Below are 22,006 nucleotides of genomic sequence, written 5' to 3'. Positions count from 1 at the left end.
GACAAAAAGAAGGTCATTGTACCGGCAAGGCGTTGCGCTGCCGGAAAGAAAAAGCCCCGCATGCTGCGGGGCCCGTCATGCAGGGGTCTGGCTCAGACCAGCTCGCCCCACATGTCGTATTCGTCGGCATCGACGATGCGCACGCGCACCTTGTCGCCCGGCTTGACGTTGGTGGAGTCGATGAACACGCTGCCGTCGATCTCCGGGGCGTCGGCCCAGGAGCGCGCCACGGCGCCTTCGCCATCCACTTCGTCGACCAGGACGTCCATCTCCAGACCGATCTTGGCCTGCAGACGCGCCGAGCTGATCGCCTGCTGATGCGCCATGAAACGCTCCCAGCGCTCCTGTTTGACCTCATCCGGTACCGGCTCCAGGCCCATGTCGTTGGCCGGTGCGCCTTCGACCGGCGAGTACTGGAAGCAGCCGACGCGGTCGAGCTGCGCCTCGGTCAGCCAGTCCAGCAGGTACTGGAAGTCTTCTTCGGTCTCGCCAGGGAAGCCGACGATGAAGGTGGAGCGAATGGTCAGCTCCGGGCAGATCTCGCGCCATTTCTTGATGCGCGCCAGGGTCTTGTCTTCGAAGGCCGGGCGCTTCATCGACTTGAGCACTTTCGGGCTGGCGTGCTGGAAGGGGATGTCCAGGTACGGCAGCAGCTTACCGGCGGCCATCAGCGGGATCACGTCATCGACGTTGGGGTAGGGGTAGACGTAGTGCAGGCGCACCCACACGCCCATCGACGACAGCGCTTCGCACAGTTCGAGCATGCGCGTTTTCACTGGCTGGCCGTTCCAGAAGTCCAGCTTGTACTTCATGTCGACGCCGTAGGCGCTGGTGTCCTGGCTGATCACCAGCAGCTCCTTGACGCCGGCCTTGACCAGGCGCTCGGCTTCGCTGAGCACATCGCCCACCGGGCGGCTGACCAGCTTGCCGCGCATAGACGGGATGATGCAGAAGCTGCAGGTATGGTTGCAGCCTTCGGAAATCTTCAGGTACGCATAGTGGCGCGGGGTCAGCTTGATGCCTTGCGGCGGCACCAGGTCGATCAGCGGATTGTGCTCGGTCTTCGGCGGGATGACTTCGTGTACGGCGTTGACCACCTGCTCGTACTGCTGCGGGCCGGTTACCGCCAGCACGCTCGGGTGCACGTCGCGGATGCTGTCTTCAGCCACGCCCATGCAACCGGTGACGATCACCTTGCCGTTTTCCGCCAGCGCCTCACCGATGGCGTCTAGCGATTCGGCCTTGGCACTGTCGATGAAACCGCAGGTATTGACCACCACCACGTCGGCATCCTGGTAGGTCGGCACGATTTCGTAACCTTCCATACGCAGTTGGGTCAGGATGCGTTCGGAGTCGACAGTCGCTTTCGGGCATCCGAGCGAGACGAATCCGACTTTTGGGGTGGCGGTGGACATGCGGGCTAACCTCTAAGGGCGCCTGGCTGGCGCCTCTGATCAAAAAGTGCGCAATTCTAGCGGCGCTGCGGGCACTTGACCAGAGGCGTCTTCACCTCAATTGTGCCCGGGTAACATGCGCTTGAGGGTGTTATCGCGCGCCACGTAATGGTGATACAGGCCAGCAGCTGCATGCAGGCCGATCAGCCAGTAGCCGGCGGTGCCGGCCAGCTCGTGCAGTTCCTTGATTTGGCCGGCCAGTTCCTTGTTTGGGCCGATCAGTGCCGGCAGCTCCAGGCCGAAGAAGGGTATGGGCTTGCCGGCGGCGCTGAGGATCAGCCAGCCGGCCAGTGGTGCGCCGATCATCAGGGCATACAGCGCCGCATGCATCAGCTGGGCCGGTATGGCCTGCCAGGCAGGCAGTGCTGGTTCAATCCGGGGTGTTGGAGCGATCAGGCGAGCCAGCAGGCGCAGCCAGACCAGTGCAAAGACGCTCAGACCAAGCATGAAGTGCCATTGCTTGAGCAGTTCACGGGTGTCGCTGCCCTTGGGGAAATTCCCTTTGAGCTCGATGCAGGCATAAACGGCGGCGATCAGAAGCAGCATCAGCCAGTGCAGGGCAATGGACAGGCTGCCATAACGTAAGGGGGTGTTCTTCCAGTTCATCGGGGTTTCCTCGGTCAATCCGCTGCAACTGAGGCAGGTGCGTTGAGCATAGGCCCGCTTGGCTGAGGAGAAACTGAGGAGGATCAATGATCGCAAACGAAAAAGGCCACTCGATTGAGTGGCCTTTATCTGAAGGTGGTTGCGGGAGCAGGATTTGAACCTACGACCTTCGGGTTATGAGCCCGACGAGCTACCAGACTGCTCCATCCCGCGCCGGCCATTCTACGCTTGCTTAATATCTTGTCAATCGATTTGTTTCGTTTGATCGAAAAAGTTAATTCTCGCCAAAGCAAAAAGGCCACTCATTGAGTGGCCTTTTCGTGAAGCTGGTTGCGGGAGCAGGATTTGAACCTACGACCTTCGGGTTATGAGCCCGACGAGCTACCAGACTGCTCCATCCCGCGTCTGTGGGGCGGCATTCTACAGCCAGAAGCTGCGCTGTCAACCGCTAATTGCAAGAAAAGTGTTTTCAACTCAGGTGCTTAGCGTTAAACGTGCGTTGGGTTTTATGGCTCCAGACTAGGCCGCACGGGGTTCACAGCTGTGTGCTGAGGCGTGCCAGGTATCTGGTTTCGGCACGCCTTGGCCTTTACACAGCGCTTCATTTGAGCCACCACACGCCATCGACTTTCTGCGTCAAACCGCGCTCGGCCAGTGTATGCAGATAGCGCTGCATGCCTTTCTCCCCGCGCTTCTGCAACAGCCGAATGCTGCGCGGCAACAGGTTGGGAAAGAGCATGGCCAGGCTCGATAGCCAGGAGTCGCTGGCCTTGGGTGAGCGCTCCAGGCAGGGTTTGTCGATCATCAAGGCGACTTGCTCGGCAACATCCTCTGGTTGTTGGGGGGCGGTCATGAACTGCAAGGCATTGCCGCCGTCGATAGCCTCCTTGCGCAGCATCGGCGTATCGGTTGCCGACGGGTGGATGGAGCAGACATGGATGCCCTTGGCCTGCAGATCCAGGCCTATCGACAACATGGCGCCACGCAGGCCGAACTTGCTGGCGCTGTAGATGGGCGACTCGGGGGTGGGGAAGATACCGGCCACCGAGACCGTGGAGATGACCCGCGCATTGGCCGAACGCTGCAGCAGCGGGATGGCCAGGCGGGTCAGCACCAGCGGTGCGATCAGGTTGATGTTCAGCTCGCTGACGATGCTCTCCACCGAACGGCTGTCGAAGGGTTCGACCCGTACCACGGCCGCGTTGTTGACGAGAATGTCGAGACGACCAAATTTCGCCTCGACGCTGGCCAGCAGATGGGCGAGGGCGTCCTGGTCGGTGAGATCGGCGACGAAGGCCGTGGCTTTGTCGCCGAATCGCTTGGCCAATTCCAGCAAGCGTTGTTCCTGAACATCCACCAGTACCAGGTGCATGCCGCGTTGGCTCAGGCGTTCGCAAATGGCCTGGCCGATGCCACCGGCAGCGCCGGTGATGAGTACGACTTCATTCATGACAATCTTCCTCGGTGCTAGGCGGTTTGTGGCAGATCGACTGGCACGTAGCCGCTGTGTTGGCGCAGAACGCTGTAATAGCCTTCTTCCAGGTCGCTCCAGCCCATTTGCTGGCGCACCTTGCGCAGGTGTTTCTTGAAGGCATGCACCTCCAGGTACACCTCATGGCGCTGTGATTTGACGAAGTCGATGCCGCCGGAAAGGTCGGGATCGTCGTGGGCGATCAGTTGATCGAACTGGCGGGCGCGCTCGGGATGATGTAACTGGTCGCGCAGGTAGCAGGCAACGGCGTGGGCTTCGTTATCGAACAGCTTGTAAGCGCTGGAGTTGGTTTCCAGATAGCCGATGCCGAACAGGTTGTGGTGCTGGCGGCTGAAGATCGACAGGTACAGTTGCGGTCGCCCGCCTTTCCATTCGAAGTAGTCGGCGGCGTATTTGCAGCTCCACTTGTAGCCGGTGGCGTAGAGCACCAGGTCGAGCTGCTCGCGGCTGCCGTCCTTGAACACCACATGGTCGCCGTCGTAGTGCGAGACGTCCGGTTTCACCTGAATATCGCCATGCTGCAGGTAATGCAGCAATTGCGCATTGAGCAGCGGGTGGCTCTCGAACAGTTTGTGATCGGGTTTGGGCAGCCCGAAGCGGCGCACGTCGCCATTGATCACCCGCAGGATCAGCTGGAAGGCGATACGCGTCAGCCAGATCGGCAGTTGCGGGCCTTTCTCGCTGATCTCATCGACGGGCAGGCCGAACAGGTGCTTGGGAATCATGTGGTAGCCACGGCGCAGGCTGATGAAGGCTTTCTGCGCATAGGTGGCGGCGTCGCAGGCGATGTCCGCGCCGGAGTTGCCGGCACCGATGATCATGACCTTCTTGCCCTTGAATTCCTCGGCCTTCTTGTAGGTGACCGAGTGACGAATCTCGCCATTGAACTGGCCTTTGACCTCCGGCATGTTCGCATCCCAGTTGCAGCCGGTGGCGCAGACCACGGCGCGATACAGGCGTTGCTCGCCGCCGCTTAGGGTGACCAGCCAACGGCCATCGTCACGCTTGAACACCTTGTCTACCGAGGTGTTGAAGCGGATGTTGGCATACAGGCCAAAGGCATGGGCGAATGAATTGACGTACTCGAGGATCTGCCGGTTGCTCGGGTAGTCCGGGAAGTGCTTGGGCATCGGATAGTCGAGAAAGCCCGGGAGGTCGCGCGAGGAGATGAAGTGCGCGGACTCGTACATGGGGGTGCCCGGGTTGTCGATGTCCCACACGCCACCCACGCCGCTGTGGCGCTCGAACTGCTCGTAGCTCAGCCCCTGGCGCTTGAGGGCGCGGGCCATGCACAGGCCGCCGGGGCCAGCGCCGATGATGCAAACGGCATCGCCGCAGTCATGGATCTTCTCGTCATTCATGAGGGATATCCTCTGTTGGTCACTGTGGCCTCAGGTTATCCGTGCCTGAAATCTGCCATCAGGGCGCTGCTGGACAGCAAAGGGGGGCGAAACGGACAGCCTTTTTGTCGTTTATCATCGGCGCAGTTCGACGCTGCGATCAGGAACTCGTCGCCATGAAAGAAATTGCCGATCCCCGCTTTTCCAATGCCTCGGCTCCGGCTCACGTGTCACGCGCCTTGCTCAGGATCGTGGCCGAGCGTCAGGGCGATGCCGAGCGTGTCTGCCTGGGACTCGGCTTCATTCCTGCGGATCTGTTGCGCCCTGGCTTTCGTCTGTCGCATCGGCAGAGTTATCTGCTGGTGCGGCGGGTGATGGAGCAGGTCGGTGACAAGGGGCTGGGCCTGGCGGTCGGTGCGCGGCAAAGCGCGGTATCGCTCGGCCTGGTCGGGTTGGGCATGCAGGCCTGTGCGACGCTGGGGGATGCGCTCGAATTGGGCCAGCATTATCAGCGTCATGCCGGGGCCATGCTCGAACACGGCATGGAGGTGCAGGGCGATGGTGTCCGGGTGCTGCTGGCACCACTGTTCTACGAGCCCGATGTGCTGCCGTTCTACATGGAGGAAGCGTTCTCCAGTGCGCTGAGCATCGTGCGCCATCTCAGTGGCGCAGCCCTCAGACCGCGCCGGCTGCGCCTGGAGTACCCGCGCCCAGCGCATGCCGAGTTGTATGAGCGGTTCTTCGAGTGTCCGATGGATTTTGGCGATAGTGTCAATGCCATCGAGTTCGACGCGTCCTGGTTGGCGCTGCCGCTGGCGACAAGGGACGATGCCGTAGCTGCTGAGGTGGTCGAATTGCTCAAGGAAGCGCGCTGGATCGATCAGGAGCGTTCCGAGCTGATCGAAGGGCTGCAGCGTGAGGTGCGCAAGCAACTCGAGGCGCCGCCTTCGCTGACGCAATTGGCGCGCCAGCTCAATATCAGTGAGCGCACCTTGCGTCGGCGTATCGAGTCAGCAGGGCTGAGCTATCAGGGCATCATCGATGAAATGCGCCGCGCTCGCGCGCTGACCCTGCTGGCGCGCGCCGATCTCGCGCTGGCCGACGTGGCCCGGCAAACCGGTTTTGGTGATGTGCGCGATTTTCGCCGCGCCTTCAAACGCTGGACCGGCGTCGCCCCGCGCGAGGCGCGCAAGGCCTTGCTGCTGCAACTGCTCGAGATCGGAGCAGGCTCGCCTGGATGATGAGGCCGGTATTCAGGAGACGGCGGGGTGTATTGACTGGATGCCGGTGTATAAGACAGCGATCGTGCCAGCGGGCGTCGGGACGGATAACATGTCATCGGTTCAGGCGCTGATCGGCAGAAGCGCCCCCTGCAAGGCTAATGCTGCGCCTGAACGAGTGAGGTCAGGCGATTATGCTTTTTAAGGCTTGTGGCGTCAGTTTTGTATGAAGCAAAGGAAAATCATCCACGTTGACTGTGCATGTCGTGCGCTCTCATTTTTTCACGTTCGTATTACCCCCGCAGGGCGCTGGCTTCGGGCGATTTGGGTTCGCGGGTGTTCGCTGGTGTGCTGGGTCAGTCAGTGATAAAGCGGGTATTAAAGCGGGGGATTTTTAAAGTATGAGTGATACCCGCTATGCCTCTAACCGATGTCCAGATTCGCCAGGCTAAGCCCGGCGAAAAACCCCGCAAGCTCTCGGATAAGCGCGGGCTTTACGTTGAGATTCGTCCGACCGGCGCTAAGCTCTGGCGCTACCGGTACAAGATCGAGGGTAAGGAGAACGTGTTTGCCCTGGGAGAGTACCCCGAGATGAGCTTGGCCGAGGCCAGGACTGAGCGGGACAAAGCCCGTGGCCTGGTCAAACAGGGTCGACATCCTTCTCATGTACGGAACACCGCGCGGGCCAAGCAGACCCTAGAAAACCGCTCATCGTTCAAGGAGGTAGCGCTGGAGTGGATATCCAAAAAGAACGGCATCAGCGACAGCTACCGTGATCAGTTGACCCGAGCGTTCACCAAGAATCTGTTTCCTTACATCGGTCGGCTGCCCGTGCGCGATGTAACTTCAGCGCACCTGTTGGACTGCCTGCGGCGGATGGAGAAGCGGGGCGCGACTTACTATGCGATCTCACTCTGCAATTGGTTGTCGCAGATGTTTCGATTTGCGGTGCGAACATTACGTGCTGACGTGGACCCTGCAGCTGCGTTGTATGGTGCTTTTGTCCGGAAGCCGGTGGAACACAGTCAACCGATGACCCCTGAAGAGATAGCGCGGTTCCGCCGTGGGTTGGCTGGGTATGGTGGCTTTCGCACAAACACCATAGCCCTGGAGCTTATGCAGTTGCTGTTCCTGCGTACCGTGGAGATCCGGCGTGGGCGCTGGGAGCATGTCGATCTGGAGGCCGCAATTTGGGATATCCCGCCTGAGCTGATGAAGAAGCGGCGTCGTCATCTGGTGCCATTGCCTCCACGCGCTGTCGAGCTGCTGGTCGAATTGCGCACCATTACCGGTGGGCGCGGGCTCATGTTTCCTGGGCTGCGCCATCCAGACAGGCCGGTGGATGGCTCGACTTTCAACCGTGCGCTGGAGCGGCTCGGGATGAAGGGTTTCACCTGTCACGATTTCCGCGCAACTGCTTCAACCCATCTGTATGAGTCGGGCCTGTTTCGCAGCGAGGTTATTGAACTGCAGTTGGCCCATGCCGAGGACAACCAGACCAAGGCCGCGTACAACCACGCACAATATGTGCCTGAGCGAATAGAAATGATGCGATGGTGGCAGGATTTCTGCCTGGCTTGTGAATGAGTGAGGGCTGCCTAGGCAGCCCTTTTTCCTTTCTGTTCCTCAATCCACGCCTGTATCTCCAGTTGAGACCAGCGCGAGTAGCGCCCCAGCTTGATGGGCGCTGGAAATTCCTCGAACTGAAGCATCTCGTAGATCTTCGTCCTGCCCATGCCAACTTGGCTGATGACCTCCTTGATCGTGATGAGGCGGTCGAGTGGCTTCTGGCTCATAGGCCTTTCCCCCCCTTGCGATTTTTCATTTTCGTGGCTAGCTGGCTGAGCAGATGCTTATGGATGCAGCCAGCCAGTATGCTCTCTGGTAGCAGGTAATCTGTGGTCACCAGCGCGCCCGCGATATCGGATCGGGGCATTGCTAAGGCGCTTTTGCTGTATGTTGTCGGCATGTGGTACACCCGTTTATTAGAAACCGACACCCATTAAATAGCACTGCGAGCGTTCTTGGACGCGCTATCTGACCAGATCTTGGTCAGCATTAGGATTTGGTAGCGCCCGGGTGGGATTTGATTGAGTAGCCAAACAAATGTCACCAAGCGACACCAGAGCCCTTATGCCTCTTGGGTTGGCTGCTGGGGAGATAACCTCGCGTATTTGATACACGAAAGGATGGCCGCCATGACACTCGTACACGCCGTGACGGGGATTGTTGTTTTTGTAGTAGTAGTCGGAATTATCGGCTATGCCTTGGCCGACTATCTGGACAAAAAATACGGTACGGATCACCGCTAGCTGTCACCCTGCTCCCCGACCTCAATACCGCACCTTGAAGCTCGGAGAGTCCTCTGGTCGTAATCCGCGCCGGTCGTAAATTTTCGTCGTACTGATGTTGGCGTGTCCCAGCCACTGCTGAACTTTGGCGATGTCGGCCTCATGTTCCAGCGCGTTGGTAGCAGCCGTCTCGCGAAGCCCATGCACACCCAGTCCCGCGACCTCGATGCCAGCAGCTCGCGCATAGCGCCCAACCAGGGCATAGATGCCATCGGCACTCAGGCCTGAGCCAGTAGCTTTGCCGCGCAAAGGCATAAAGAGCGGTGCCGCCGGCCGCTCCAGGTGATGCCCAGAGACTTCCAGGTATGTGTGGATGCGCTCTAGGGCGACGGGATGCATGGGCAGGTAGCGCAGCTTTCCGCCCTTGCCATGGACACGCAGGTGCTTGATACCCCGACGCTCCTGGATGTCCTGGATGGTCAGGCGGGCCGCCTCCTCACGGCGAAGACCGTGGTAGAGCAACACCGCCAGAACAGCGCGATCACGCAGCCCCTGCAGGGTGGCCGGGTCCGGGGCTTCAAGCAGCGCCTTGGCCTGATGATCACCGAGGGCCGGCGTCTTACCTTCGTTACTTTCAATCTTCGGACGCTTCACCCCGTGCACAGGGTTTCCGCCTGCGACAGCGTTGGCATCGAGCAGGTGATCGAACAGGCTGGCCAGTGCCGCCAGCTTGCGGCGGATGGTGGCACCGGACAGACCACGCTGTTCCTGTTGACTGCGCCAGGCGAGGACATGGGCGCGGGTAACCGCGCGGAACTGATCTGGCGCGTGGATGCCAAGGAAGCTGCAGAAATCTTCGATGTCACCCTGGTAAGCGCGGCGGGTGCGCGGGTTGTCCAAGTTGGCAAACCACTCGGCTGCGGCCGGTACCTCAGCCAGACCCTGGAACTCGGCTGCAGTCAGCCGGCGCTCAGCGAGGGCAACATCCGAGGTGTGCCGGGGAGTAGGGAGCAGATAATTCATCCTGGAAGCCTTCAGTTAGCGGTGGCGGGAAGCGTGGTTTGTTAAGCATTGATAGCTCAACCACTTCTGCCAGCCTCTGACGAAAACACAAATACCGGATGCATCATTGGCAGCGGACGTATCGATCCCCACGAGCGCGCAATGAGCCCATCGCGGAAAAGGCAGAGAGAACTACCCGAGGATATCGCTGGGTCTGAGTTATCGCTCTCCCTGGATGGGAATCCTGTCGAGCGCATCTTTTTGAGGGGCACATATTAACGATAACGGTTTTTATCGTTAATTAATGGCTGGAGGCTACTGTTGGCCTGTTTTTGGAATGACTATCTGATTCCTACCAGGCGTGGCTCTGTGCTTTCAGTTAGGGACAGATCTCGTAGGTACTGAGCGTTGTTGTTAGGTTCTGTATGAAAAGTCGTCGAGCGAAGGTCAGGCGAGGCAAAAATGGGTGAGGAAGCGGAGTTTACGAGTTTACTTATACCGCCCGGCTATAGCGATATTTTTGCGATTTAGACACTTTGCAAGTCAGGTGATTCTATTAACCTGGCAAATAAATAGGGCATATCGGATAATCTGTCTCCATGAAAACAGATGCCCGCAAACTCAGCCCCCAAGAACAGCGTGAAAAGCGCGCCACGGCCCTGCGCATGCGTGAGCAGGGTTACACCTACAAGGCTATTGGCGAAGCGGTTGGTGTTCACCCCCGCACCATCGCTCACTGGGCGCAGGTCGCAGAACACAAAGGCGAAAAGGCTGCCATTGCCGGCGGCCAGCGCGGTGTGCGCCAGGGTGATCGCCGCAGTTTGAGCCCCAGCCAGGAAGTGCTGGTGCGCACCTTGATGACCGATAAGATGCCCGACCAACTCAAGCTCGGCTTTGCACTCTGGACGCGTGATGCCGTGCGAGAACTGATCCGCCAGCGCTGTGGTTTTCTCATGCCGGTTCGAACGGTTGGTGAATACCTCAAGCGTTGGGGCTACACCCCGCAGCGACCACTGCATCGGGCTTATCAGCAGAAACCTGAAGTGGTTCAGCGCTGGCTGGATAATGAATATCCACGCATCGCACAGCGGGCCAAGGCCGAGAATGGTGAGATTCAGTGGGGCGACGAAACCGGTATGCGCAGTGACAGCCAGGCTGGCCGCAGCTACGCCCCTATTGGCGAAACGCCAGTGCGCCAGGTCAGCGGCAGTCGCTTTTCCACCAACATGATTTCCACTGTGACCAATCGGGGCAAACTGCGCTTCATGCTGTATCGGGAAACGCTGACAGCCCCAGTGCTGATTCGCTTCCTGAGTCGCCTGATTCGCGATGCGCAGGGCCGCAAAGTGTTCTTGATTCTCGACAACCTGCGCGTACACCACAGCAAAAAGGTGAGCGCCTGGGTCGCTGACCGCAAAGAGCAAATCGAACTGTTCTTCTTGCCGGCATACGCCCCGGAGTTGAATCCTGACGAGTATTTGAATTGTGATTTGAAACATCAGATCTGTACGGGCTTGCCAGCGCGTAATCAGGACGAACTGGAAGGGCGTGTTCGCTCGGTCATGAGACGATTGCAATTACGCCCCCAAAGAATCCGTTCTTATTTCCGGCATCCACGTATCGCCTACGCGGCATGATTTGGTGTATTTGATTGCCGGGTTAATACCTCGGCTGCTGGGCAACAGGCTTCGAGAAGCTATCTGAGCATAATAGTGCGAATCATCTAGATGATTGTGACCCTATCTATTGTGATTGCATTAACTGAGGGCAATGCGGTCACTTTTCTCTGCAGCCGAGCAAAAACGGGTTTTTTCCGGTCACTCAAAAATCTCAAGGCCAGAAACCACGGGGCTTTAAGCGACTTTCCGGTCATTTTTTTCCGGTCACTTCAGCGTTTTTCCGGTTACCCCCGGGCAGTAGCTTTTAGATCTGGCCAGAAAGCGGTTTTTTTCCGGTCACTTCAAAATCTGAAAGCCAGGAGTGACGCGGGCTGCAGCCATTTTCCGGTCTATTTTTTCCGGTCACTTCAGCGTTTTTCCGGTTACCCCCGGGCAGTAGCTTTTAGATCTGGCCAGAAAGCGGTTTTTTTCCGGTCACTTCAAAATCTGAAAGCCAGGAGCGACGCGGGCTGCAGCCATTTTCCGGTCTATTTTTTCCGGTCACTTCAGCGTTTTTTCCGGTCACTTTTACCTACACCCCCCAAAAAAGCGGTTTTTTTCCGGTCACTTCAAAATCTGAAAGCCAGGAGCGGCGCGGCCTGCGGCCATTTTCCGGTCTATTTTTTCCGGTCACTTTTGCAACTGCGCACATATAGTCACAACCTAAAAAAGGCATACCTTCCCGCATATAATTATAAGAAAACGGCTTTTTTTGAGTAAAACCCCGTGTCGCGCAGCGTAGTGATGCTTTTCAGGATGGTGCCACGGTGTTGAGGCATGGGCTTGGGACTTTTGCTTGCTGGGGGATGATATTCGTGTGAATACCGGAGCAAGGCGGGGATGGTTATGAGTACAGCACATTTGCTCGGTGGGGGTCTACTTTCTCTCCTTGGATGTCTTGGGGTTGTGTGGGTGGTGTGTAAGGCCTACGGCTGGATCTTGGATGATGTCCGGTCTGACCTGAGGTCTGTTGCTGATCTGCATAGGCGGCTTCGAGGAGAAAAGAACTGATGGTGGAGGTTTACTGGCTGCCTCACGTTGGACCGTGGACGGATGCGGTGCATGGAGCGGTAGCGACGGGGATTGTCGTGATAGGAGCGGCCTGCGCTTTCGGTCTGGCGGTGCGTGCTTACCGCCTGGGTCTTCAGGCCCTGGTATGGATTCTTGGCAAATGATGATGGGTGAAGACTTGCTGTTTCGAGAGATAAGGCCTGGTGAGTATTGGCCGCCTGTGTTGCCGAACGGCAGATTCCGCGCTGTGCCCAAGGGTGCCCAGGGGGTGCTTGAGATTTTGGAGGTGACGGAAGATGGTTTGCGGTGCGAGGGTGTTAGTTTTGCCTGGTCAGAAATAGAGGGGATATCGATCTCTGGTGATCTTGTCTGCCTGCTGAGCACTAAATACATAACTGGCGGATTGAAATTTCACATTTCGATATGTTCTTTCATTGATAGACTTGGGAGTGTCTACAGGTTGATCAATGGTTACTCTGTTGGGTATTGCTTGATGAATAGGATTAAATTCGAACAGCAGGGTTGTTTGTATGAGCTTGTGTCGCGCAGCGGAAGAAATTAGATGTATAGTCCTTAGGTTTGATAATTTGCTTGTTTCCATAATGGTCGCCGCCCTACAAATCAACAGTAAACATCATGGATACAACAACGCAAACGCTCATTTTTTTCATCTGTTTAACGCTGGGGGTGATTGCGGTTGCCACAGCAATTGGCCTAGTGGTGGCCCAGAGCCTCGACGCCGAGTACCCGAAGAGGCGATCTATTGACTGATGACATGCCAGTGGATGATGGACGCGCTACCCCGCCTGATCCTGACTGAGTCGATTTGAGCTGAGGTCCGGTATGAGGCGCCGATCGAGTGCAAGAACGGCTGATTTGCTCGGTTTTTGTCAGGTGATGATTCTATCCAGTCCTGAATCGATTATTTTTTGGCCCCGTGATGCCATTGCTTTGGGCGCTTCAAGAAAGGCCTGCAGGGCCTCTTGCTGAGGTTTTGGCGATGAGCCTGTTGGGCGGGAGGGGTTGCCATAGAAATAACGACTGTGGGGCTCCTGTGGTGTTCTTCAAAAATCTTCGGCTCGATGCCTGGCGGCGAGTGTTGCAAATTTGAAGATGATCGAAAGACATAAAGTCGCCTCGACGCGAATTGATACCTAACTGAAGGCGTTCGCTCGACACGTAGAGATGGCGTCAGTAGGGTGTATCCGATTCCTGAGATTGGGGTTTATGCCAGTAAGGGACTGAGTTCAGCCGCCGCCATGATTAGGCTAATGCTGCTGCCCAAGGGAGCTACCATGCTGGGGCGTCACATTGAATCTGTAGCCGACGACATGCAGTCTTTTGTGGCGCTGTCGTAGTCTGGAACCATCGTGCTGCGGACATAGATCTCCGCAAAACGCGGCCTGCTGATTTGCCGCAACGCACAAAAGACGGCTGGGTAATTGCGCAGACTTGCCTACCCAATTGCATTCGACCTGACCAGTCATTTGCATTGAATTTGACCGGCATGCTGGCAGTGAACAACCAATGCAGCAGGTAACGATAGGCGGCTACCGGCCAGAAGCAGCCAGTCGGAGGTATCTAGAAAATGCGGGGAATTCACATCAGTGGTTTGTTGAGCAGGCGAATAGCCTTTTCACTAGGCCGCTGTACACTCGACAGCCTCAAGAAACACTACTTACCACTTGCCTGCCGTAAGGTCTGTCCTTAGCCGGATTTTTGGGAGGCACGCAGTCATGACAACTCAATTTAGCTCAATACAGTACGCTTACGCTCTAAATGGCCAGGGCACACTCACGCACATTAACGATGCCCTGCGCTCACACACTTACACTTGCCCAGGTTGCAAAAGCCCCCTCACCCCGGTATTAGGCGAGATCAACGCTAAGCACTTCCGTCACGCGGAAGAATGCTGCGCTCTCGAAACATACCTTCACAAGTGTGGCAAAGAAGCATTCTTCTATCGCTACCAGCAAGCTCTCAGCCAAGCTGTGCCAATTAGCTTAGAGTTAGAGCGAAGGATTTCCTGCAATGGTGCCCGTTTAGCCTTAGTCAGAGACAAAACAAGTCAATGCTTAAAATCAGTGCCCGCACGCTACAACATTACTAAGTTTTTCGATCTGGCAGAGTTGGAAAAACGCGATAAGACTACCGGTCTGCAACCAGACGTGATGTTGCGTGATACAGCAGGAAAAAGGCGCTGTTATATAGAGATTTGTGTTACGCACCCCTGTTCTCAGGAGAAGATTGATACCGGAATCCCCATACTTGAGTTTAAGGTTCAATCTGCCGCTGACATCCAGATGTTGCTTAGCGGGTCATATTCAATCAAGGATAAGCGCCTAAGCGTATTCAACTGGCGTCCGTCATCAAAAGTAGTGGATAGCTGTAGCGGTCTCTGCTCAATTGGTGACGTAGGGATGTCCGTCTGGAGCCTGAGTGATTCCGGCCGACTAAACGAAAAAATGATGCCTCTCGCTGAAGTGGACTTATTAACCAGCTCATACGTTAACACATGGCCTAGATCGCTAGGGGGGGCTGAGATGGCGGAGAACCTACGAGCTTTTATCCGTCATGCCGATCCTCGTACGCTATTTCCTAACTGCATTACGTGCCAACAAGCTGGCCGATGGGAGGACGGCTATCTGCAATGTCGCAGTAAAGCAAAGCAGGTTCCTTATACCGAAGCGCGTCAGTGCGCCAGCTACAAGGTTGAAGCATGACCAAAAGGCTGACTTGGGAGCAGAAAAATATTGTCAGCCATGACACCGGACATGCGTTGGTTAAAGCCGTACCTGGTAGCGGGAAAACAACTACCCTCGTAAAGCGCGTTGAACGGTTGGTCAAGACGGGGGCTGACCCTCGTTCCATTCTGATCCTGATGTACAACAAGTCTGCGCAGCTAGGCTTCACCGAGAAGTTGAAGACGGCATTGAAGTCGACCGCTATTCCAGAAGTTCGCACATTCCACAGTTTAGCTTTGAAAATCGTTGGTTACGGAGAGCGGCAACAGATAATCAAGAAGAAAGACCTCCTTACTCCGGGCGACTACCGCTATGAGCAACTTGTTAAGCAGGCTTATCGCCATGGCTTTGACCATGAGGCTAGTTACATTGCTCCCAGCGAAATTGAAAACTTCGAGCTGTTTATCGCACGTTGTCGGGCGGCAGTTGTAACTCCAGTTGATGCAGCTACAGATCCTACTTTCAGCAACATCAAGCGGGAGTTTATTTTCCATCGAAAGGTTAAAACCACCGGCTTTCAGCCGGTGAGCTTTAGCGCCACCATGCGGGGCTGGAGGGCAAGCGCATGGATTACAGATACGGCAGTCATACGGTCTACCAGATCGAGTATCACTTTGTTTGGGTGACTAAGTACCGATACAAGGTGCTCAGCGGTGAGGTTGCTGAGCGAGTGCGAGAGCTGGTGAGACAGACGTGCGAAGCATTTGAAATTCGGATTGTGAAAGGTGTGGTGAGCAAGGATCACGTGCATATTCTGGTGAGCAGTCCGCCGAATTTGGCGCCGAGTGAGATCATGAGGCGGATCAAGGGGCGTACGGCGAGCAAGATTTTCGAGGAGTTTCCCCATCTGAAAAAGCGCTATTGGGGGCAGCATTTTTGGGCTCGCGGGTACTTTTGCGCGACGGTTGGGCAGATGACGGAAGAGATGATCAAGCAGTATCTGGAGCATCATTTTGAGCCGAGCCCGAACGATAATTTCAGGATGGAGCCTGACTGATCCGACGCGTCGTTCAGTCGACGCGTATCCGGACTTTCAGTCCGTAAGTCACTAACCCACCGACTTCAGTCGGTGGTTGTTGAGTCGCGCCTATAGCCGCTATTGCGAGTTGCTAGAGGAAAACAGTCTGAGAACCCTTGATGACTGTTTGACTGAGGCGGCCTCAGTGTTGCGTAATGACACCAGCCTTGGAGCCCACTACAAACACATCATTGTGGATGAATATCAGGATGTTAACCTGATACAGCATGACATAACTCGCTTGCTATCTAAATCAGATGCGTCAGTTATGGCTGTTGGTGATATTAACCAGTGTATATACGAGTGGCGCGGTGCTCGACCAGACTTCATCGGTGGTCTGTTCGAGAAGCATTATGAAAATACAAAAGTGTTTCAACTTTCATGCACGTTCCGATTTGGGCATGAGCTTTCCTTGATGGCCAACTCGGTAATTCGGCGAAACTCTATGAAGCTGACTAGGCTCTGTGTCAGTCATCCCAGCGCCCCAAAAACAGAGGTGAGATTACACCTTGATAACTGTTTATCCGAAGTGTTATCAAAACTTTCGGTAAACCGTGGCACACAAGCTATCTTGTCTCGGACCAAGGCGAGTCTTGCCGAGGCCGAAATAACTTTACGCCTTTGCGGACTCCCTTATCGCTACCTCAATGGCTCAACTTCATTACATGCCCGCACTGAAGTCGGGATGTTGGTGGTAGGCGTATTATTGTGTGTTTACGGCAACCTGCAACAACTCGAAAACCACCCCGCCAAACAGGCTATGGTCTACGGCTTCTTAAAAGAGGCTGGTTTCAATTGGCAGCAGGGACAATTCAAAACTGCACTTAACTGTTTGATGGCTCCCCATGCCAATCTATGGTCTGTTCTGGGGGATCTATTCGAAGGCTCACACTACCAAAAGGATCGATTAGAAAGACTCGCTACAATCTGTCAGAAAGATGGAGAGGAAACGCCTGCTTTTGATGTGCTGAGGCGTCTGAGTATGGCGGGCTTCACTGATTGTATCGGTTCAGCGGGAGTAACACGCACTGGTTCAAACGATCTAAAACGAGGAGTTTTGCGGATTGAAGCGCTACTAGAGTCGAGCAAAATTGATTCCCGAAAGTTTTTAAATCTTATCCTGGATCCAGTGGAGACTTCGACTGACCGCGAACCCTTCATTCTTTCAACATTGCATGGCTCCAAAGGTTTAGAGTGGGATAATGTGGTGCTGATCGGTCTGAATGAGAAAGAGTTTCCTGGCGGCAAGCCCGATGATGTTTATAACGTGCACACATCGGTGCATAACCCTCCGACCGAGGAAGAAATTGAGGAAGAGCGTCGGTTATTTTATGTCGGAATCACTCGCACAAAACAGCAACTTAATATGATTACCCCTTTTGATGAAGGGCTGGCTTTGTGGCTTGACAAGCGCTGGGATAGCTCCCCGAAGAAGTCACCTATAACTACTCGGTTCGTCTATGAGGCTGGATGTAGTGCTTGTGCGGTTACCAGTGATGCGATCTATAACAACGCAGCAGAAAAGCAGACGCTAGAATTCAGCAAATTTCACCAATGGTATCTAAGAGATCTTAAGCGGCTAAAAGTCTAGGACTGAATCGCCCCTGGTTTCGTAGTCACATCTGACTGGCCGCTTCTGAGTAAAACCTATCTAGTAGTGCTAAGAATGGATGACCCAATAGCCCTGCTTTAATGGCTGCTTCTGGCCGGCAGTTGCCGTCCGCGTAAGTCCGCCCTCGGCCAGAGGCGGGCATCAGCCATAACCTGAAAATTTTAGACACTCAGGCGCCCTGCGCGTTAAGTTCAGGAGATTAGGCAGTCCTGTCGGTCATATATCGAAGAAAATGTCACATAACCATCACCCCCTGTGGGCGAAATTTTTAGGAATAGAGCTACAGGCTAGGCTATATTAAGTGCTCGGCACCGGCGAAGAGCCGCAATATCCCAGCGAAATTCAACTACCTTAATAAAAAAGGCACCAAGATGTACACGCTAATTGGACTTGCAATATGCGCAATTCTTGCCATTCCGACTTATGGTATATCATTAATAATATACTTTATTATTAAGAACTGGTTCGACAATTTGGCCGCTAGAAGTCTGCTGGCAGCTGCAGTCACGAGTATGAAGACTGACATGGAAGAGCAACGCTTTCATATAAATCAAGCAGCAATTCGAAAAATATTCTCCCGTTTCTCGGACGCACCGCCACAGGTGAGTTATTTGTCGAGCGAGCGAGTGACAATCTACTGGGGAGTTGTACAGCATCCGATGATCAACAATGATCACTATTTCTCGGTGAGATTCATCTATTTCCCACGCATGGGAACCAAGAATGCCGTATTTATCTCAGCAGCGCCTGGTATAGATCCTCTCACTCTCAGTTTCCAGATGGATGGACTCCTGAAGCTGAAAGACGAGCCGATTGAGTTCGTCTACCCGGGCCGCGGCGGCGATGACTGTATTCATGAGATCATCAGCAAGACCGCGAATTCAAATGTCTCGAAATGTTATTGCCCAAACATCCAGTATGGCAGAATGAGAGATTTCATTTACCAGTACTGCGGCGGCATGGACTATTTTGCATCGAATGGCGGACGATTTTGCTACCAAAATAGCGTTATCAACTGCCTTGTTAATATCTGGATGATTGATCAGAGCAAGGGCGATCTCAGTGGGGTGATCATCGCAACGCAAGGTGTCCGATCTATTGAAGACTACATGCGGGAAGTTGATGAGTTTCTTATGCAGGATGGCGATGACTTTCTTGAGAACTATACCTAAGGATGAACTGAAAAGTATCCCTCTGAAAAAGTCAGCCGAGCAACTTTTGGCATACTGACCTTCGCCTTAGTAACGCCTGGGCTTTTCAGTGATGCTGCAATTTTGGATTCTCATATTTAACAATGGCATAAACATGAAATATGAAGTTTCCCCTGTAACAGGCCAAAAAATAGATCGCAAAGAGCACAGCGATAATGCGCCAGCTAGTTACTCTTCCCCAAGCAGTCGTTACAAGCTGGCACTTAAAGTTCATGCTGCACCTAATTGCCCAAAGTGTTCCGGTACTGGCTATGTCGGAAAATATAAAGCCTTGGAGGGCGGCAGGTGCTTTGAGTGCCTTCCCGATAGGCTTTGGAATGACATGCGTGGCGAGTGCGTACTCATAGGCACAGATGATGTAACTGGCGAAATTAAATGCCATATCAGACGCGTAGCTTCAGGGGTTTATCCTAAGGGATGATATATTGTGACACCTCCTGATGAGCATCCACCTTTGATCCCCGCTATTATCTTTTCTACCGAAGAAGAAGCCTGTCGATATGCAAGTGCTGAGTACGGTATTTGATTGAGTCTATCGCCAGGCTGGAAAGGCCAACTAGCGCAAGGCTATTCCAAGCATGGGCCGGCTATGTCTACCTAGGCGGCGCGCACAGCCAGCCCCTTCGAACAGCGCATAAGTTATGAAATCCATACGTCCACTTGATTGATTATTCTAGCTGGCTTCCGCGGCAGTACGGGTGCAGTCATACTCCTGGAACGATAATGACCGCATCTGGCTCATGCTGTGTAAAAACACAATTGGCGATACATGACAGCGCGCAAGCCATTATTAGCAGCGCCAAGCGATCTCCAGGACGCCTGGTGATACCAATCAGGGCAACTCAGCTAGCTTTCCAAATTTGGTGTTCATAGCCTGCTTGATGAACTTTGGAAGACGTATCCCCGTCTTCAGTAACAGCTGGCTTTATAATCGAGCTTGAACAGTCAACACAGAGCTGTAAGAGAGCTGCCTGGTTTAGGCCAGTTACGACAGGCCGCTTTGGCCGAGGCTGCGTAAAAACGCGGGCACTGATCCAGCGCTCACGTTAGCATGTGAAATCTGCGGAGATTTTATCAGTTGGCTCGACGGGAATTCGCGAGAAAACCCGAAAATTGCGTGTTTTCTAAGCGAAGCTCAATCTCGAAAACGGTTTACACGCTATACACCCGCCTGACACGAAGTATTTAACACTCGCATATGCGTGAAGCCAATCAGCCTAGCTCTTGCACACAGTAATCTCTGAGTGGCCGCAATTGGCCGGTTTCTGCCGGTCGTCACTAGGGCGTGCGCTGGCCAAGACGAATGCATGCGCTTGGTCAGCAGGAATGCAATTGACTGGTCAGTGGTTGTGAAGGTTGGTGGTCAAATCACTGCAATTTCGTAATGGCCAAGTTCTCCAAGTGATTTGCTCTGGACTGAACGGCAAGTCCAATCAAATACACGAGTAGATTGCGCCGCTGATGTCATTGCATCTGGTGCAATTTGCACTGGAGCATGTCGCTGATGTGGTCTGGAGACACAGAAGATTTCGGCCAGTTTGCCTGCTCTAGATATTGGGAAAGGTGGGCGGCGGGGCGTGACTTGGCCCTGGCGCTGGCCGAGTAAGGCACATAGCTCAACACTTCACTTGAAGCAGCTCACTCCAGGACGTTGTAAATCGAGGGCTCAACCGCTCGCGTTTCATAGAAAATCCCTGATCCGCTGCGAGCCTGGCAGGTCTGATTGTTCCTTTTCCCTGATTGGCGTTTATCGTGTCGATAACTGCCATCAGCCGATCACTATTAGAACGTGGAACCGGTGCGAAAAGGTCCGGGGTAAATCGGCCTGGCTCAACGAAGTCCATCAGGATTACGCCAGCCTTGGCATAGGCTGGTCCAGGCCTGAATATGGCCTGCAGCCCAGCCAACGACGCGGCTACCAGATCGCGAGTATCGGCTGATGGGTACGGCAGCGCGACGCAGGTGGCGCGACTGTATGGCTCGCCCCGTTGATCGAACGGACTAGAGCGAATAAAGACCTGAATCGCCTGGCATAAATGCCGCTGGCCACGCAGCTTTTCCCCCGCCCTAGTGGCGTATCCTGCGACAGCTTCCTGAAGCTCCTGCAGGGTATATTTTCGCTCTCCAAACGACCTGGTACAGGCAATCATCTGCTTGGGTTCCGGCCCTTCTTCCAAGGCGAAACATGCCTCCCCAGCAAGCTCACGGGCGGTGCGTTTGAACATTCTGCGCAGGGTTTTGCGATCATAGTCAGCCAGCTGCAGGGCGGTAGACACGCCCATAGTGTTTAAGCGGGCCGATATTTTGCGACCGATTCCCCAGACCTCACCGACCTCGGCCAGGGCCAGCAGTCGGCGCTGCCTGGCTGGATCGCGTAGATCAACAACACCGCCCGTTGCCGGCCACTTTTTTGCTCCCCAGTTGGCCAGCTTCGCCAGGGTCTTTGTTGGCGCGATGCCCACGCCGACTGGAATACCCACCTCACGCAATACGCGGGCGCGTATCAGGCGGCCCAGCACCTCAAGGTCACCCTGAACACCCTGCAAATCGAGAAAGCCCTCATCGATGGAATAGACCTCGATGCGCGGGGCCATGGTGCGCAGCGTGCGCATCACCCGCCCTGACAAGTCGGCATAGAGTGCGTAATTGCTGCTGCAGGCGATCAGGCCGTGGCGCTCCACCAGCTCGTGCAGCTGGAAGTACGGCTGGCCCATCTTCACGCCCAGGGCTTTGGCCTCATTGCTGCGGCTCACTGCGCAACCATCGTTATTGCTCAGCACCACCACAGGCCGGCCATGCAGCTCCGGGCGGAATAGCCGCTCACAACTGACATAGAAGTTGTTGCAGTCAACCAGGGCGAACATGGAATCAGCGCCGGCGCAGTGAGTGCAGGTTATCCGTAACGACGCCCCAGATTTCGAGTGCTTCGCCATCCTGGAAGGTGATCGAGGGGTAAGCCGGGTTAGCGGCCTGCAGCACTGGCCGGCCATTGGCGTCATAGCTCAGCACCTTGGCAGTGAACTCACCCCCAACCAGGGCGATCACCACCTCCCCCTGGTTGGCCACAGCGGCCTTATCGACCACCAGCACGTCACCGTCATAGATACCGACACCCGTGAGGCTGTCACCGCCTGCGCGCACCAGGTACACGCTCGGAGCCCTCACGTTCACCAGCTCATCGAGCGACAGGTATGTCTCGGCATAGTCATCTGCAGGGCTGGGAAACCCTGCGCTGACGCGCCCCTCGATCATGCGGACGCGGACTGATGAGGGCCGGATGCGGCCGAGGATAGTGGTCATTCTGTGTTGCCGTAATACTGTATGGATATACATATTACTGCAGCTGG

16 protein-coding genes and 2 tRNA genes are annotated in these 22,006 nt (G+C 55.2%); 8 read left to right on the top strand and 10 right to left on the bottom strand.

Features of this window, described 5'->3' with window-relative positions; genetic code table 11:
- Window positions 1-92: 92 nt before the first annotated feature.
- From rimO to J7655_RS13380, 6 genes are all read right to left on the bottom strand, one after another.
- Window positions 93-1,415, bottom strand: a complete 1,323-nt coding sequence (rimO, locus tag J7655_RS13405) for a 30S ribosomal protein S12 methylthiotransferase RimO (RefSeq protein ID WP_147811104.1) — start codon at window positions 1,413-1,415, stop codon at window positions 93-95.
- A gap of 96 nt (window positions 1,416-1,511) precedes the next feature.
- Window positions 1,512-2,060, bottom strand: coding sequence for a cytochrome b (locus J7655_RS13400; RefSeq protein ID WP_230924869.1), 549 nt, complete (start codon window positions 2,058-2,060; stop codon window positions 1,512-1,514).
- 136 nt (window positions 2,061-2,196) lie between these two features.
- Window positions 2,197-2,273: transfer RNA gene (locus J7655_RS13395), tRNA-Met, on the bottom strand.
- A gap of 114 nt (window positions 2,274-2,387) precedes the next feature.
- Window positions 2,388-2,464, bottom strand: a tRNA-Met gene (locus J7655_RS13390).
- 197 nt (window positions 2,465-2,661) lie between these two features.
- Window positions 2,662-3,510, bottom strand: coding sequence for an SDR family oxidoreductase (locus J7655_RS13385; protein ID WP_230924868.1), 849 nt, complete (start codon window positions 3,508-3,510; stop codon window positions 2,662-2,664).
- A gap of 17 nt (window positions 3,511-3,527) precedes the next feature.
- Entirely contained in the window at window positions 3,528-4,913 is a 1,386-nt protein-coding gene (locus tag J7655_RS13380; protein ID WP_230924867.1) for a flavin-containing monooxygenase, read from the bottom strand.
- A 155-nt stretch (window positions 4,914-5,068) separates the two neighbouring features.
- On the opposite strand from J7655_RS13380, the gene J7655_RS13375 reads away from it, so the two are divergent.
- Both J7655_RS13375 and J7655_RS13370 read left to right on the top strand, forming a co-directional pair.
- Complete coding sequence (locus J7655_RS13375) at window positions 5,069-6,133, top strand: AraC family transcriptional regulator (protein ID WP_230924866.1); 1,065 nt, start codon at window positions 5,069-5,071, stop codon at window positions 6,131-6,133.
- A 396-nt stretch (window positions 6,134-6,529) separates the two neighbouring features.
- Window positions 6,530-7,699, top strand: coding sequence for a tyrosine-type recombinase/integrase (locus J7655_RS13370; RefSeq protein ID WP_230924865.1), 1,170 nt, complete (start codon window positions 6,530-6,532; stop codon window positions 7,697-7,699).
- Between the two features lie 11 nt (window positions 7,700-7,710).
- Here the strand turns inward: J7655_RS13370 and J7655_RS13365 are convergent, their stop codons facing one another.
- Together J7655_RS13365 and J7655_RS13360 are read right to left on the bottom strand one after the other, a co-directional pair.
- Window positions 7,711-7,908 carry a helix-turn-helix transcriptional regulator gene (locus J7655_RS13365; protein ID WP_230924864.1) on the bottom strand — a complete coding sequence of 66 codons (198 nt, stop codon included), beginning with the start codon at window positions 7,906-7,908 and terminating at the stop codon, window positions 7,711-7,713.
- A gap of 537 nt (window positions 7,909-8,445) precedes the next feature.
- Window positions 8,446-9,426: a tyrosine-type recombinase/integrase gene (locus J7655_RS13360; protein WP_230924863.1), complete on the bottom strand. Its 981-nt coding sequence runs from the start codon at window positions 9,424-9,426 to the stop codon at window positions 8,446-8,448.
- 578 nt (window positions 9,427-10,004) lie between these two features.
- Here J7655_RS13360 and J7655_RS13355 point away from each other — a divergent pair.
- The 6 genes from J7655_RS13355 (at window position 10,005) to J7655_RS13330 (ending at window position 18,620) form a co-directional block, all read left to right on the top strand.
- The gene (locus J7655_RS13355) at window positions 10,005-11,042 is read left to right on the top strand and encodes an IS630 family transposase (protein WP_230924862.1); all 1,038 of its coding nucleotides are present in this window, start codon (window positions 10,005-10,007) and stop codon (window positions 11,040-11,042) included.
- A 2,768-nt stretch (window positions 11,043-13,810) separates the two neighbouring features.
- On the top strand, window positions 13,811-14,797 hold the full coding sequence (locus J7655_RS13350) for a competence protein CoiA family protein (RefSeq protein WP_230924861.1): 987 nt from the start codon (window positions 13,811-13,813) through the stop codon (window positions 14,795-14,797).
- Complete coding sequence (locus J7655_RS13345) at window positions 14,794-15,444, top strand: UvrD-helicase domain-containing protein (RefSeq protein ID WP_230924860.1); 651 nt, start codon at window positions 14,794-14,796, stop codon at window positions 15,442-15,444. Before J7655_RS13350 ends, J7655_RS13345 begins: the two co-directional genes overlap by 4 nt.
- The gene (gene tnpA, locus J7655_RS13340; RefSeq protein WP_230924495.1) at window positions 15,384-15,815 is read left to right on the top strand and encodes an IS200/IS605 family transposase; all 432 of its coding nucleotides are present in this window, start codon (window positions 15,384-15,386) and stop codon (window positions 15,813-15,815) included. Before J7655_RS13345 ends, tnpA begins: the two co-directional genes overlap by 61 nt.
- A 76-nt stretch (window positions 15,816-15,891) precedes the next feature.
- Window positions 15,892-17,427 carry a UvrD-helicase domain-containing protein gene (locus J7655_RS13335; RefSeq protein ID WP_338052652.1) on the top strand — a complete coding sequence of 512 codons (1,536 nt, stop codon included), beginning with the start codon at window positions 15,892-15,894 and terminating at the stop codon, window positions 17,425-17,427.
- A gap of 545 nt (window positions 17,428-17,972) precedes the next feature.
- Window positions 17,973-18,620, top strand: coding sequence for a hypothetical protein (locus J7655_RS13330; protein WP_230924859.1), 648 nt, complete (start codon window positions 17,973-17,975; stop codon window positions 18,618-18,620).
- A gap of 1,655 nt (window positions 18,621-20,275) precedes the next feature.
- On the opposite strand, the gene umuC is transcribed toward J7655_RS13330, so the two are convergent.
- Complete coding sequence (umuC, locus tag J7655_RS13325; protein WP_230924858.1) at window positions 20,276-21,523, bottom strand: translesion error-prone DNA polymerase V subunit UmuC; 1,248 nt, start codon at window positions 21,521-21,523, stop codon at window positions 20,276-20,278.
- Window positions 21,524-21,527: 4 nt separating this feature from the next.
- Window positions 21,528-21,959, bottom strand: coding sequence for a LexA family protein (locus J7655_RS13320; RefSeq protein ID WP_230924857.1), 432 nt, complete (start codon window positions 21,957-21,959; stop codon window positions 21,528-21,530).
- Between the last annotated feature and the right edge of the window lie 47 nt (window positions 21,960-22,006).

The organism is Pseudomonas wenzhouensis (assembly GCF_021029445.1).
GTDB classification, from domain to species: domain Bacteria; phylum Pseudomonadota; class Gammaproteobacteria; order Pseudomonadales; family Pseudomonadaceae; genus Aquipseudomonas; species Aquipseudomonas wenzhouensis.
The sequence above is the reverse complement of the archived record's forward strand: the minus strand, read 5'-3'. Positions and strand labels throughout refer to the sequence as shown.

Excerpts from the sequence above, each read along its gene's own strand:
- J7655_RS13370 (WP_230924865.1), top strand. The coding sequence starts at position 6,530 with ATGCCTCTAACCGATGTCCAGATTCGCCAGGCTAAGCCCGGCGAAAAA.
- J7655_RS13350 (WP_230924861.1), top strand. The coding sequence starts at position 13,811 with ATGACAACTCAATTTAGCTCAATACAGTACGCTTACGCTCTAAATGGC.
- J7655_RS13355 (WP_230924862.1), top strand. The coding sequence starts at position 10,005 with ATGAAAACAGATGCCCGCAAACTCAGCCCCCAAGAACAGCGTGAAAAG.
- umuC (WP_230924858.1), bottom strand. The coding sequence starts at position 21,523 with ATGTTCGCCCTGGTTGACTGCAACAACTTCTATGTCAGTTGTGAGCGG.
- J7655_RS13330 (WP_230924859.1), top strand. The coding sequence starts at position 17,973 with ATGGAAGAGCAACGCTTTCATATAAATCAAGCAGCAATTCGAAAAATA.
- rimO (WP_147811104.1), bottom strand. The coding sequence starts at position 1,415 with ATGTCCACCGCCACCCCAAAAGTCGGATTCGTCTCGCTCGGATGCCCG.
- J7655_RS13360 (WP_230924863.1), bottom strand. The coding sequence starts at position 9,426 with ATGAATTATCTGCTCCCTACTCCCCGGCACACCTCGGATGTTGCCCTC.
- J7655_RS13365 (WP_230924864.1), bottom strand. The coding sequence starts at position 7,908 with ATGAGCCAGAAGCCACTCGACCGCCTCATCACGATCAAGGAGGTCATC.
- J7655_RS13385 (WP_230924868.1), bottom strand. The coding sequence starts at position 3,510 with ATGAATGAAGTCGTACTCATCACCGGCGCTGCCGGTGGCATCGGCCAG.
- J7655_RS13320 (WP_230924857.1), bottom strand. The coding sequence starts at position 21,959 with ATGACCACTATCCTCGGCCGCATCCGGCCCTCATCAGTCCGCGTCCGC.
- J7655_RS13400 (WP_230924869.1), bottom strand. The coding sequence starts at position 2,060 with ATGAACTGGAAGAACACCCCCTTACGTTATGGCAGCCTGTCCATTGCC.
- J7655_RS13380 (WP_230924867.1), bottom strand. The coding sequence starts at position 4,913 with ATGAATGACGAGAAGATCCATGACTGCGGCGATGCCGTTTGCATCATC.
- J7655_RS13375 (WP_230924866.1), top strand. The coding sequence starts at position 5,069 with ATGAAAGAAATTGCCGATCCCCGCTTTTCCAATGCCTCGGCTCCGGCT.
- tnpA (WP_230924495.1), top strand. The coding sequence starts at position 15,384 with ATGGATTACAGATACGGCAGTCATACGGTCTACCAGATCGAGTATCAC.
- J7655_RS13345 (WP_230924860.1), top strand. The coding sequence starts at position 14,794 with ATGACCAAAAGGCTGACTTGGGAGCAGAAAAATATTGTCAGCCATGAC.